At 65.6% G+C, this 13,553-nt stretch carries 10 protein-coding genes; 7 read left to right on the forward strand and 3 right to left on the reverse strand.

The features are described 5' to 3' along the window. Window positions 1–12: 12 nt before the first annotated feature. Window positions 13–876, forward strand: a complete 864-nt coding sequence (locus O8I58_RS17625; RefSeq protein ID WP_298318986.1) for a DUF2971 domain-containing protein — start codon at window positions 13–15, stop codon at window positions 874–876. On the opposite strand, the gene O8I58_RS17630 is transcribed toward O8I58_RS17625, so the two are convergent. From O8I58_RS17630 to O8I58_RS17640, 3 genes are all read right to left on the reverse strand, one after another. Beyond that, window positions 864–1,118: a hypothetical protein gene (locus O8I58_RS17630; protein ID WP_298318989.1), complete on the reverse strand. Its 255-nt coding sequence runs from the start codon at window positions 1,116–1,118 to the stop codon at window positions 864–866. The two genes, O8I58_RS17625 and O8I58_RS17630, sit on opposite strands and share 13 nt — an antisense overlap. A 320-nt stretch (window positions 1,119–1,438) precedes the next feature. Continuing rightward, window positions 1,439–4,111 (reverse strand): M1 family metallopeptidase, encoded by a 2,673-nt coding sequence (locus O8I58_RS17635; protein WP_298318992.1) that lies wholly within the window; start codon window positions 4,109–4,111, stop codon window positions 1,439–1,441. A 179-nt stretch (window positions 4,112–4,290) separates the two neighbouring features. After that, window positions 4,291–5,592 (reverse strand): DUF445 domain-containing protein, encoded by a 1,302-nt coding sequence (locus O8I58_RS17640; protein WP_298318994.1) that lies wholly within the window; start codon window positions 5,590–5,592, stop codon window positions 4,291–4,293. Window positions 5,593–6,405: 813 nt separating this feature from the next. Here O8I58_RS17640 and O8I58_RS17645 point away from each other — a divergent pair. The 6 genes from O8I58_RS17645 to O8I58_RS17670 all read left to right on the forward strand — a co-directional run bounded on the left by O8I58_RS17645 (window position 6,406) and on the right by O8I58_RS17670 (window position 13,252). Continuing rightward, entirely contained in the window at window positions 6,406–8,100 is a 1,695-nt protein-coding gene (locus O8I58_RS17645; RefSeq protein WP_298323166.1) for a CocE/NonD family hydrolase, read from the forward strand. 239 nt (window positions 8,101–8,339) lie between these two features. Continuing rightward, window positions 8,340–9,662, forward strand: coding sequence for a cell envelope integrity protein CreD (creD, locus tag O8I58_RS17650; protein ID WP_298318996.1), 1,323 nt, complete (start codon window positions 8,340–8,342; stop codon window positions 9,660–9,662). After that, the gene (locus O8I58_RS17655) at window positions 9,662–10,033 is read left to right on the forward strand and encodes a hypothetical protein (RefSeq protein ID WP_298318999.1); all 372 of its coding nucleotides are present in this window, start codon (window positions 9,662–9,664) and stop codon (window positions 10,031–10,033) included. Before creD ends, O8I58_RS17655 begins: the two co-directional genes overlap by 1 nt. Before the next feature lie 56 nt (window positions 10,034–10,089). Continuing rightward, the gene (locus O8I58_RS17660) at window positions 10,090–10,677 is read left to right on the forward strand and encodes a GNAT family N-acetyltransferase (RefSeq protein WP_298319002.1); all 588 of its coding nucleotides are present in this window, start codon (window positions 10,090–10,092) and stop codon (window positions 10,675–10,677) included. Then, complete coding sequence (locus O8I58_RS17665; RefSeq protein WP_298319005.1) at window positions 10,674–11,558, forward strand: carbon-nitrogen hydrolase family protein; 885 nt, start codon at window positions 10,674–10,676, stop codon at window positions 11,556–11,558. The genes O8I58_RS17660 and O8I58_RS17665 overlap by 4 nt, the downstream gene beginning before the upstream one ends. Window positions 11,559–11,656: 98 nt before the next feature. Further along, window positions 11,657–13,252: a M20/M25/M40 family metallo-hydrolase gene (locus O8I58_RS17670; protein ID WP_298319008.1), complete on the forward strand. Its 1,596-nt coding sequence runs from the start codon at window positions 11,657–11,659 to the stop codon at window positions 13,250–13,252. The last annotated feature ends 301 nt before the right edge of the window (window positions 13,253–13,553 follow it).

Consider the following 13,553-nt stretch of genomic DNA (forward strand, 5'->3'; position numbering starts at 1 on the left):
TGGGGATTTTCGATGATCTACAAATACTTGAGCCCGGCGCGGGTATCGGCGCTTAGGAATGCGACTTTGCGCGCCACTCAGGCTAATGCGCTGAATGACCCATTTGAGGTCAAGCCCTTCTTTGAGGCCGCAATTCAGCGGCACGAATTGCATGAGCGTCTGCGGGACAAGGGCATGCTCGAAGATGAGCTAAAGAAGGCATTCGCCGCGCTCCCGGCTGATAAAAGACCCCCTATCTCCCCGGAACAATTCGTCCAGTTTATTAGGACGGACGTTGTTCGGGAGCAAGTCGAGCGTTTTCTCGGCCTGGAACTTGATCGTTTCTTTGACGATGAGATGCCTGCGCTTACAGAGCATCTCAGAAACCTAATGCACAGCAAGTTGGGATGCATCGTCGGGATTGTGAGTTTTTCTGAGGACCCCGCGCAGCAGTTGATGTGGGCGCACTACGCCGATAGTCATAAGGGGTTTGTGCTTGGGTTCGATGAAAGCCATCCCTTTTTCGATAGAAGGCGCAGCGAGTCGGACGAATTCTTCCACCTTCGTCCAGTCGATTACTTCGATCCTTTACCTGTCTACTCTTCGATTAGCGAGCTTGATGGGGTCAAACTACTTTGCGCAAAGCACGGTGACTGGCGCTACGAAAATGAACAAAGAATTCTGGTGCCGCTTCCAGAAGAAGCGGACGCCGAGGCGATTCATTTAATTGATTTCCCCAGGCAGGCTCTCGTTACCGTCATCTTGGGTGAAAGGACGCCACCAAGCGTTGTTGCCGAAGTTCGCGAGATTCTTGGTGATGCCGCATACGCTCATGTGTCGTTGCAGCAGGCGCGGGTTGATCTAGGTTCCAGACAGATTCGCACTCAAGCGATATAGCGAAACTGCATGCTCATGCTCAGAATGGATTCTGGGCTTACGCATTCGGCAGCGGAGAGTCCAAAGACCGCGATGGCGAGGGCGAGCACCAGGTCGTCGTGCTCGCCTTCTCGGGCATTGAAGGTCGCGTTGCCCGCCTCGGTGTATTTCACTCGGAATTCTTGCAACTCCCGAGTCAGCACGGCCGCGTCGGGCAGCGCGCGAGGGATGCGGAGGTCCCCAGAATGCAGCAACGCCTGCACGCGGCTCCCAGCGTCACCTTGGGGACGGCGAAGCCGTGCTCCGTCTCCGTCTTATCCCGGCCGCCAGTGATCGTGATCGCCTCTGCGCGCTTCAACCCGGCTGCCGCGAACTGACAGCCCAACCTCCGTGTAGCCGAGCAGAATAGAGGCCGCCCACGCGCCACCGTAAGTCCGCTTTGGGTCGAAAGCATCCATGCTGGCTTGATGATGGTGTCCGCTTTTTGATGCCATCGGACTTGCAGGTTGCACCCAACCCCACAAACAACGCCGCCGCAGTTTCCTGCGGCGGCGTTGGTGTTTCAGGCATCAGGGAAAGCGGATCACTTCACCAGCGTGGCCGGGTCTTGCTTGGCGGTGATGGCGCTGCACAGGGCGATGCTTTCGCGGGCCTGCTGCAGGCCGCGAATGGCACCGGGCAGATCCTTCAAGCGCGGCTCGAAGAAGGCCTGCAGGCGGTCCGATTCGGCCGGGGTGCAGGCACCGGTGGCGGCCAAGCGCGGCAGCGAGCCGCCGGCGAAGGCGCCCACGCGGTCGTGGATGGCCTGATAGTTCTGCGTGAACCAGGTCCACTGGGCATCGCGGTCGGCTTCGGTGGTGTGCTTGCCGGCGGTCAGGGCGAAGCGCATTTCACCCACTTTCACGTCCTTGCTCAGGCCGAAGCTGCGGACCTTGGCGGCCAGCGTGGCGTCTTCGGTGCTGGCCAGTGCGGCCAGCAGCGCGTTGCGGTGCGAGGGGTCGATGATGCCGGGCAGGGCGGCCATCAGCTGATCCACGGCGGCAGCGCCGTGTTCCTGCACGGACACGCTCAGTGCGGTGGGCAGCAGATCCGGGTTGGCCTGATCGAAGGTCAGCGTCTTGCCATCGGCCAGCACGGCATCGCCTTGCTTGAGCAGTTCGGCACGCACGGCCGGGACCTTCATGGTCATGCCGAGGAAGCTGGCCAGCTGGGCGCGTTGCAATGTGTCATTGCCCGCTTCGCCGTCCTTGCGCACATAGCCCAGTTCCTGCAAGCGCGGCAGGTACGCCGCTTCGGCCCATGCGGTCAGCGCGGCACGCTGGGCATCGGTCTTTGCCAGATGGCCGTAGAGCCAGCCCAGGCTGTCGGTGGGCACGCCGGACACTTCAGGCACCTTGGACAGCGTCATCGGCTTGAGGGCGGCCAGTAGCTGGGCGGGGTTGATTTCGCCCAGATTGAAGGACGCATCCAGGCCGTTGCCATACGCCAGCTGTTCGGTATCGCTGAGCTGGGCCAGATCGGCGGTGAGGGTCTTCAGCGCCTTGGCATCCAGCCCGATGCGGTAGTAACCGGCAGCACCGGCATTGGGCATCACCCAGCCGTTCTTCTTCGCGCCCGGCAGGGCCAATTCACCGTTGGCGGTGGACAGCAGGGTGCAGGCTTTGTCGCTGCCGGTGGCGGTCTGGTAACGCACGCAGACCGGCACGCCCCAGGTCTTGGCCGAATCGCCGGTGCTGCCCAGCGGCAGGTAGCGCTTCTGGGTGAGCTTCAGCACCACCTGGCCCTTGGCATCGGTGACTTCGGTATGCACGTAAGGCACGCCCGGCTGGTCGAGGAAGCTGTTGAACGCGGCAGTGAAGTCCGGGCCCTTGCCGGCGGCCGTGGCAATCGCACTCACCAGATCATCGGCGGTGGCATTGGCGAACTTGTGGTTCTGGATGTACTGGCGCATGCCGGTGCGGAAGGTGTCCTCGCCCACATAGGCTTCGAACATGCCCAGCACCGAGGCACCCTTCTGGTAGGTGATGCCGTCGAAGGCGTTTTCGATGTCGCCGTTGCCGGTGATTTCCTGACGCATCTTGCGCGTGGCCACCAAACCATCGCCGGCCATCGCGCCCTGTGCGCCCAGCACGCGGTCCAGATCGGCGCGGTACTCCGGGTGCACCTTCATCGTCACCTTCTGCTGCATCCAGGTGGCGAAGGATTCGTTGAGCCACAGGTCGTTCCACCACGCCATGGTCACCGTGTCGCCGGTCCACTGGTGGGCCAGCTCGTGGGCAATCACGTTGAAGGATGAACGCTTGTAGCGCGTGGCGGAGTTTTCATCCAGCAGCAGCAGGAAATCGCGGTAGGTCACCAGGCCGGCGTTCTCCATCGCACCAGCGGAGAAGTCCGGTGCAGCCAGTTGGTCCAGCTTGTCCCACGGGTAGCCGAAGTCGTAGTAGTCCTCCAGCGTGTGGATGATGACCGGCGTGGAATCCAGCGCGATCTTCATGCGCGGGCCCTTGCCGTTGGGCGCAACGCCACGCAGGGGCAGGGTGCCGGCGCGCTGCGGCGTGGCGGTGATGCCGGGGCCATCGACGATGTCCCACGGGCCCACGGCAAACGCCACCAGATAGGTGGGTAGCGGCAGCGTGCGCGAGAACGTCAGCGTCTTCCAGCCCTTGCCGGCCGGGGTTTCCTTGACCTGGCTGGTGTTGGCCACGCCTTGCAGGTCGGAAGGGATGGTCAGCTTGATGTCGTAGGGTGTCTTGAACGCCGGCTCGTCGAAGCTGGGAAACGCAAAGCGCGCGCTGACCGGCTCCATCTGTGTCATCGCGTACGGCTTGCCTTCGTAGGTGACCTTGTACAGGCCTTCCAGCTCGCCGTTGAACGGCGCGGTGTAGGCGATGGTCAGGGTCAGCTCCTGCGGCTGCAGGGTGCTGCCGAAATCGATCCGGGCTACGCCGGTTTTTTCATCGGCCTGCACGTACTTGGCCGGCTTGGGCTTGCCGCTGGCCGCTGCCACGGTGACCTTTTCCACCGTCAGGTCCTTGCCGTCGATCCACAGATGATCGCTGGCCTGGGTCAGCTTGACCTTGATCGTCGTGGTGCCGCTGAAGCTGTCCTGCGACGGGTCGATCTTCAGGTCCAGCGCATAGTCCTGTGGCTGGGCCCAGGTAGGCAGGCGGCCGGTCGGGGTTTCATCGGCGGCATAGGCACTGGCGCAGCTGGCGGCCAGCGCCAGGGTCAGCAGCGAGCGAGCAAGACGGGGCATCGGGTGGCTCCGGGTGGCGGAAAAAGTGATCGGCCAAGGTGACGTGCGCCATCTTGCCGGGACAGTGCCACAAGGCATGGGTAGGGCGGGTCTTGACCCGCCGCGATGATGCTTGACGACGAGGGCGTGATGGGGGAGTCGCGCGCGCCCTGGGGGGGAGGAGGTTCTTCAGAGGGGCCTCAGCCCCCCGTCAGCACCACCACCGCATGCAGCACCACGCCGATCAGGCCGCCCACCAGCGTGCCGTTGTAGCGGATGTACTGCAGGTCGCGGCCGACGGCCAGTTCCAGCACTTCGACCAGTTGGCGTTCGTCCCAGCTTTTCATGGTCTGGGCGATGTGGTTGGTGACGCCGCTGCGCAGGCGGGTGGTCAGGCTTTCGGCGGCGCTGGTCAGGTGGGTGTTGAGGGCATCGCGCAGCGACGGGTCGCGCACCAGTGATTCGCCCAGCGCCTGCAGCGAGCGTTCCAGGTGCTGGGCCAAGGTGGAATCGGGCTTTTCCAGATCCGCGCGCAGGGCGGCGTGGACCTGGTCCCACAGGCCGCGCATGTAATCCTGCACGGCCGGGTGGTCGATGATGTCCTGCTTGATCTGTTCGACGCGCTGGGCCAGCTCCGGGTCGCTGCGCAGGCGCACCACGTAACCGGACAGCCATTCCTCGTAATCCTTGCGTAGCGGATGGCTGGGCGTGGACAGCACCATCTGCAGTTCTTCCAGCGCGGCGGTGGCAATGCGCTGGGCCAGTGAATCACCGATCTCCTCGACGGGTTTGATCAGGTCGACGGTGCCCATCAGCTTGGGCCACTCGCGCCGTGCGTAACGCACGATCAGCGCCGAGGCGCGTGCTTTCAGTGCCGGCTCGTCCAGCCAGCGGCCAATGCGCTTGAGTGCTTCATCCAGTAATTCCTGGTGGCGGCCATCGGCGGTGAGGATGCCGAGCACCTCGCCAGCCGTGCCGGCGGCATTCCAGCTGCGCAGGCGGCCGATCACGAACTTCTGGATCGCCACGCGCACGGCGGTTTCATCCAGCAGGTCCAGCGCCTGCAGCGCCCAGCCGCGCGCCATGCCGGCGAGCATCTTCGATTGCGTGGGTTCGGCCAGCCATTGGCCCAGGCGTGCGGCGGGATCGAATACACGCAGTTTTTCCAGCAGCGATTCGGGCGCCAGGAAGTGGTCGCGCACGAATACCGCCAAGCTGTCGGCCAGGCGGTCGCGGCTGCGCGGCACGATCGCCGTGTGCGGGATCGGCAGGCCCAGCGGCCGGCGGAACAGCGCCACCACCGCGAACCAATCGGCCATCGCGCCGACCGCGGCCGCTTCGCAGAACGCCGCCACCCAGGCCCACGCGCCGTGCAGGCCCATCGCATGGCTCAGCGCGAAGCCGGCCAGCATCAGCAGCAACAGGCCGAAGGCACCCAGCTTCATGCGGCGCAGGCGGAGTCGGCGGGGATCGGTGGCGCCGGAGGTCTGGGAAGTCTGCATCGTGCACAAGTCTACCGATGGCGGGTGAGCCGCCTGCATGCGGTGGGGATTCCACACCTGCATCGAGATGGTGTGCGGCGCCGGCATCGCGTCCGCTGGGTCCTGCGGCGAAGCATGGCTGATGGCACTCCCCATCTGGCCATGCGGGCTGGGACGATCGATCGACATCCACCGATGGGGAAGGGCATGGCGATGCGGCTGAGGCTGGGGTTCTACGGATGCCTGATCACCGCCGCACTGGCACCGATGGCAACCCTGGCGACGGTGCCGCCGGTTTCCCTGCCCTGGACCGCGAAGGCGGGCATCGACAGCGACGCGGCGGTCCGTGCACTGGCGGTGGAAGCCATCGGCCGATACGAAGAGCCCGATCGCGCCACCTGGCTATCCACCACGGCGCAATTGCAGCTGGCGGCCCGGCATTACGACGATGCGGAGCGCAGCCTTGCCGAGCTGGTGACGCTGCGCAAGACGGGACCCCAGCCACTGGATGCCGCCGGGCCGATCGTCTGGTGGATCTATGTCCGTGCGCGCCAGATCGAAGCCGCCCGGCAGCTGCCATTCTCCGAGGCTTATGCCAGGGCTTTCCACGAGGTTGTCGATGCGTTGGACGACGTCACCGCTTCGCAGGTGATCGCCAGCTTCGGCACGGCCATCGAGCCCTATGGGCCGCAGCCGGAGCAGATGCGCCAGGCATACGCGGCCGACCTCGCGGCGCAGGCAGGCAAGGCGACCATCGCATTGCGCGACGCCATCGCGCTGGTGAAGGGTTACCAGGCGGCCGAGGCGTATACCGCGTTCCGTCCCTACACCGACATGCTGGCCGAGGAAGACGATCGCCGTCGCTACGAGGTGCGCGAACCGATCCTGATCAAGACGCCGGACGGTGCATCCGTCACCGTGCTCACGCTGCTGCCGAAGCAGCGCCAGGCGAAGCTGCCTGCGCTGCTGGGATTCACCATCTATGCCAACGCCGCATGGTCGGCGCTCGACATGCGGCTGACAGCCGCCCACGGCTATGCCGCGGTGGTGGGGTATTCGCGTGGCAAGGGCCTAAGTCCGGATACGCCAGTGCCGTACGAGCACGACGGCGCGGATGCCGATGCGGTGATCGAATGGATTGCCAGGCAGCCTTGGAGCGACGGGCGCGTCGGCATGTACGGGGGAAGCTACAACGGCTTCACCCAATGGGCCGCGGCCAAGCACCGTCCCGCGGCGCTGAAGGCGCTGATGCCCTCCGTCACCGTCGCGCCAGGCATCGACGTGCCGATGGAAGGCGGCGTCAATTTCGACTTCGTCTACTCCTGGGTGCCGTACACCACCGACGGCAAGGACCTCGATCAGGCGCACTACGACGACAACGCACACTGGAATGGCCTGTATCGCCGCTGGTACGAGAGCGGTAAGCCGTTCCGCGCGCTCGACGAACTCAACGGCCGGCCCAATCCCGTCTTCCAGCGCTGGCTCGACCACCCGGACTATGACGCTTACTGGCAGGCGATGATCCCGTACGGAAAGGAGTTCGCTGCCATCGACATCCCCGTGCTGACCACCACCGGCTATTACGATGGCGGACAGATCGGCGCGCTCCACTACATCCAGCAACACCAGCGCTACAACCCGCACGCCGAGCATTACCTGTTGATCGGGCCGTGGGATCACGTGGGTGCGCAGCGCAAGGCGCGGCCGGTGGTGAATGGCTATGCCATCGACGAGGTGGCGAAGCAGGATATCGGCCGCGTGATTCGCTACCAGTGGTTCGATTACGTGTTTCGCGGAGCACCGAAGCCGGCGTTGCTGGCGGACCGGGTCAACTACCAGGTGATGGGCACCAATGCCTGGAAACACGCGCCGACGGTGGCGGCGATGTCACAGGGAAGCCGTCGTTTTTATCTGGCCAATGATGGCAAGGCATTGCGCCTTGCCGATCGACCGTCGACGCGGGCCTCGAACCTGACGGTGGACCTGGCAAGGCGCGACGATCTGCCGCCCGAGGACGCGCCTCCGCCCGCCGACGTTGACGGCCGGAACGGATTGATCTTCACCAGCGACCCGCTTCCTGCGGGGACCGAGATCAGTGGCCTGTTCTCCGGCAGGCTCGAGGTGGTCACGAACAAGCGCGACTTCGATCTGCGTGTGACCCTCTACGAAAAGAAGGCCGATGGCTCGGTCATGCAGCTGTCGTGGTACCTCGCCCGGGCCAGCTACATCGGTAACCGTTCGAAGCGACAGCTGCTCACGCCGGGCAGGCCGACCAGGCTGGCCTTCACCAACGGTCGCACCACGAGCCGGCTGTTCGAGCCGGGAAGCCGCCTGGTGGTCACGGTCAGCATCAACAAGGACGAAGGCTCGCCGGTGAACATGGGCAGCGGCAAGCCGGTCAGCGATGAATCGGTGGCCGACGCGGGCGCACCGCTGACGCTGCGCTGGCTGCCTGGCAGTTACCTGGACATCCCGGTGACGGTGAATGCGGCCAGCGGCGTGGCGAAGGCCGGTGCGCCGACGCCGTAGATCGTCCTGCACGTCCGGTACGTCATCTGCGAAGCCGGCGTGCCCGCAAGACGGTGGCATCGAGGGCATCGCATCGGGAAGTTCCAGGTGGGGCGTTCAGGGTGCGATCCCCGGGGCCGGCATGGTTTGGCGTGGCGCGGTACGGACCCTGAAGCACTTCACACAGACTTCAAACAGCGCTCAAATCCCACCCACGCAGGCCGCGCACGCTGGCGCCATCAACCTGGATGGAGCCGTGCATGAAATCCCTGAAGCTGTTGTTGCGCTTTGCCATCGTCGGTGCGCTGGTGCTGGCGTTGCTGGTCCCCTTGTCGATGATCCGCAGCAAGATCGCCGAGCGCACCGAATTCCGCGAACAGGCCGTGCAGCGCGTCTCGCGCAGCACTGCCGGGGCACAACGGCTGGTCGGTCCGCTGCGCGCGGTGCCGTATACCGATGTGCGACAGGAGGCGTGGGTGGACGACAAGGGCGTTTCGCGCACCCGTGAAGTCCGCACCGAGGGCGTGCTGCTGCAGGCGCCGCTGACCCTGGAAGTCCATGGCCAGCTGACGCCGGAGACGCGCAAGGTGGGCCTGTTCGCCGTGCCCACCTACAAATGGGAGGCCAGGCTTGCCGCGCAGTTCGGCACGGCGCTGCCGGCGGTGCCCGCGGGCGAAACGCGCCGCTACGGCACGCCGTATCTGGTGCTGGGGCTGACCGACGTGCGCGGGCTGCTGGGCGCGCCGCGATTGAACGTGGATGGCGCCGCGCTGCGCTTCGAGCCGGGCACGCGTGCGTTCAATGAGCGGCTGGCTGGCGTCAGTGCGGCGTTGTCGCCCATCACTGGCGACACGCTTCCCGGTCGCAACGTGTCGCTCTCGTTCACCCTGGCTGGTACGCAGGGACTGGACGTGGTGCCGGTCGCCGATGACACACAGGTGCAGATCAGCTCGGCCTGGCCGCACCCGACCTTTACCGGTGATTTCCTGCCGGTGAAGCGCACGGTGCGCGCGGACGGCTTCGACGCGCAGTGGGCGGTGTCGTCGCTGGCCAGCCAGGCCCAGACCCAGTTGCAGCAGCTCAAGTCCACCGACACGCGACTGGATGCGTTGCGGGTCGAGCTGATCGACCCGGTGGATGCGTACACGCTGGCCGACCGCGCCAGCAAGTACGGGATCCTGTTCGTGGTGCTGACCTTCGTCGGTTTCGGTTTGTTCGAGCTGATCAAGCGCCTGCCGATCCACCCGATGCAATATCTGCTGGTCGGGCTGGCGCTGGCGATGTTCTTCCTGCTGCTGATCAGCCTGTCCGAACACATCGCCTTCTGGAAGGCCTATGCCATCTCGGCAGCGGCCTGCATCGGCGTGCAGTTCGTTTACCTGTCCGGCGTGCTGCGCAGCTGGGCGCGCGCGGCGGGCTTCGCCACCGGACTCACGGCGCTGTATGGCGCGCTGTACGGGCTGCTGATTTCCGAAGACAACGCGCTGCTGATGGGCTCGCTGCTGCTGTTCGGCATCCTGGCGGTGATCATGTGGGTGACCCGGCGCGTGGACTGGTATGCGCTGTCGTCGGAGCTGCGCTGATGTTGTTGCAGGGGCGCGCGGTACGACATGCGGCGCGCAGGCTGCCGCGGGTGCTGGTGTCCTGCGGCGTGCGCCTGGAGCAGGGGCTGGTTCCCTTGCTCCTGCCATTGCGGCATGGGTGCTCGGGCGCGGTGGTGTTCCAGCTGGCCGAGGCGACGGTGCGTGCATTGCGCGAACGTCCACTGGACCTGTTGCGCAACGCCTGCAGTCCGCGTGATCCCCAGGCACCGGCTTACCGTCCGTGGCGCGCGTTGGCTGTACGGCGGGGCGGCCCCGTGTGGATGGCGGCCAGCCTGCAGGTGCCGGCCTGGTTGCTGGTGATCCCGGACGACGGCGTGGCGGTGTATCTGTGGCGGGACGGCCCACGCTGATGCGGTAAATTGGCCGCATGACGTCAACTGCTTCCATCGCCTCCAGCCCGCATCGCATGGCCGTTGTGCGCGGCGCCGACATCACGCCGTACCTGGACGATGTCGCGCGCCTGCGCATCGCGGTGTTCGCGCACTGGCCGTATCTGTACGAAGGCAACGCGGCGTACGAGCGTGATTACCTGGCGGCGTATGCGCGCTCCGCGGGCAGCGTGTTCGTGCTGGCGTTCGATGGCGACACGGTCATCGGTGCGTCGACCGGCCTGCCGTTGCTGGATGACACCGACGCGTTTTCCAGGCCGCTGGCTGCGCATGGCGTGGATGCGGCCAGGGTGTTCTATTTCGGCGAGTCGGTGCTGCTGCCGGCCTGGCGTGGACGCGGGATCGGCCATGCGTTCTTCGACGCGCGCGAAGCCCATGCGCGCGCGCTGGGTGGCTTCAACACTACGGCCTTCTGCGCGGTGGATCGTGACCCTGCGGACCCACGTCGCCCCGACGGCCACCGCGACAACGACGCCTTCTGGCACAAACGCGGCTACACCCGCCGAGACGGCATGGCGGTGACGCTGCCGTGGAAGGAGCCGGGTCGCGGCGAAGTCAGCCACACGCTCACCTTCTGGACACGCGCCCTGGAGCCCATCGCATGAAAGTCGCCGTTGCCAAATACCCGGTCGGCCAGCCGGGGGATTTCGATGCCTTCGCCGAAAAGCAGACCCACTTGCTGCAGCAGGCCGCCGACGCCGGCGCGCGCATCGCGGTGCTGCCCGAGTACCTGTCGCTGGAACTGGCGGCGACGTTCCCCGTCGCGATCAGCGCCGACCTGATCGCTTCGCTGGAAGCGATCCAGCAGTACGACGAAGACTTCCAGCATCTCTATGCAACGCTGGCGCAGCGGCTGGGCCTGCATGTCATCGCGGGCAGCTTCCTCACCGCCGTGGGCAACGGGCGTTATCGCAACCGCAGCCACTGGTTCACGCCAGCCGGCACCCATGGTTGGCAGGACAAGCTGCAGCTGACCGGCTTCGAGAAAAACACCCAGGTGATCGAAGGCGGCGACGCGCTGCGCGTGTTCGAGGCCGATGGCATCCGCGCCGGCATTTCGATCTGCTACGACAGCGAATTCCCACTGCCGGTGCGCGCCCAGCAACAGGCCGGCGCGCGCCTGTTGGCCGTGCCCAGTTGCACCGATACCGAAGCCGGCGCCACCCGCGTGCGCGTTGGCTGCCTGGCGCGTGCGCTGGAAAACAGGATCTTCGTCGCCCAGTCGGTCACCGCCGGCATCGCGCGCTGGAGTCCGGCGTTGGATGAGAACACCGGCGAGGCCACGCTGTTCGCGCCGATGGATGTCGGCCTGCCGGCGGATGGGGTGATCGCCCAGACCAGCGGCCAGCAGGTCTGGGCGGTGGGCGAGCTGGACTTCGCGGCACTGGAAGCCAGCCGCGACCGGGCACAGGTCGCCAACGACCGCGACTGGATGGGACAGGACATGCCGGCGATCCGGCGCGCGGCACTGGTGCCCTTCGACTGACGGATTTGTCATCCGCATCCATGACCTGTGGCCGGGCGATGCGCGCCCGCGCGCTGGCTAGACTCGGGGGTTAGACCAACCAACCGGGGATGCGTGGAATGAAGGGGATCAAGTGGGGTGTCATGGCCGCGTGCCTGGGGCTGGCGCTCTCGGCCAATGCGGAGGAACCGGTAGACCTGGAGATGGTCGGCAAGATCCGCCAGGAAGCCTTCCATCGTTCGCAGGTGGCCGACACCTTGCAGCACCTGACCGAGCAGATCGGCCCGCGCCTGACCAACTCGGCCAACATGGCCAAGGCCAACGACTGGACCAAGGCCAAGTTCAGCGCATGGGGCCTGGTCAATGTGCATGACGAAGCCTTCGCCGATTTCGGCCGCGGCTGGGAGTTCAGCAGCGCCAGCCTGGAACTGCTCGCCCCGCGCAGCGCGCCGCTGCATGCCGTGCCCAAGGCGTGGACGCCGGGCACCAACGGTCCGGTCGAAGGCGAGGCCATCGCGATCACGTTCAAGACCAAGGCCGACCTGGACAAGTACAAGGGCACGCTGCGCGGCAAGATCGTGCTGCTCAGCGAGAAGCGCGACTACAAGCCGGGCACCGAGCCGGCCTCCAAGCGCTATGACGAAGCCGGCCTCGACGAGCTGCTCACTTTTCCCATGCCCGCGGCCGGTGGCGCCGAGGCCAAGGCCAAGCGCGTCAAGGAATATCGCGAGCGCATCGAGCTGGCCAAGGCGACCAATGAATTCCTGGTCAGCGAAGGCGCGGTGGCCGCGCTGAGCATCAGCGGCTGGGACGACGGCATCCTGCGCGTTGGCGGCGGCGGTTCGCGCAAGGCTGGCGAGTCGGTCGGCGTGCCCGAGCTGGTGGTCGCGGCCGAACACTACAACCCGCTGCTGCGCGCGTTGGACCGCAAGGAAACCGTGCGCCTGCGCGTCAACTCCGATGCGCGCTTCACCACCCAGGCCAACGAGCCCGGCTACAACACGCTCGCCGAGCTCAAGGGCAGCGGCAAGGCTGATGAAGTGGTGATGCTGGGTGCGCACATGGACTCCTGGCACACCGGCACCGGCGCGTCGGACAACGGCGCAGGCGTGGCGGTGATGATGGAAGCCATGCGCATCCTCAAGGCCGTCGGCGCCAAGCCCAAGCGCACCATCCGCGTGGCGCTATGGAGCGGCGAAGAGCAGGGCTTGATCGGTTCGACCGACTACGTATCGCGCCACTTTGCCGCTTACCCCGAGCCGACCGATCCGGCCCAGAAGGAACTGCGGCCGGAACTGCGCGAGCCCACCGGTCCGCTGCAGCGGACCAAGGATTACGGCAAGTTCTCGGCGTACTTCAACCTGGACAACGGCTCGGGCAAGATCCGCGGCATCTACGCGCAGGAAAACCAGGCGGTGATGCCGATCTTCAAGGCCTGGCTGGCGCCGTTCAACGACCTGGGCGCGACCATCGTCACCAGTCGCAACACCGGCAGCACCGACCACATCCCGTTCGACCGCGTCGGCCTGCCGGGCTTCCAGTTCGTGCAGGACCGCCTGGACTACGGCACCCAGGTGCACCACAGCGACCTGGACACCTACGACCACGCCTCGCCGGACGACTTGAAGCAGGCCGCGGCGATCATCGCGGCGTTCGCCTACCAGGCAGCGATGCGCGACGAGCAGCTGCCGCGCAAGGATGTGCTGCAGGAGTGATGGCGCGGATGCGCGTTGAGGGTTGAGAAGAAGGCCGGCATTGCTGGCCTTCCTTTTTTGGTCTTTTGAGGTGGGTCGTGGCAAAGATCAACGGCAGAGCTTTCGCGGCGCTTCGCACCACGACCTACTTTCTTTGCTTGTGCAAAGAAAGCTAGGCAAAGAAACACACTCCGGACGGCACGCCTGCTTCGCAGGTTCGCTACGGGGCGATGGATTTTTGGAAGGGACATCCCTGTCCCTTCCAAAAACGACGTGCATCCATGCACGTCGCCCTGCGGGTCTGATCCTCACCCCTTCGCCG

The sequence above is a fragment of the Pseudoxanthomonas sp. genome (genome assembly GCF_027498035.1).
GTDB lineage: Bacteria > Pseudomonadota > Gammaproteobacteria > Xanthomonadales > Xanthomonadaceae > Pseudoxanthomonas_A.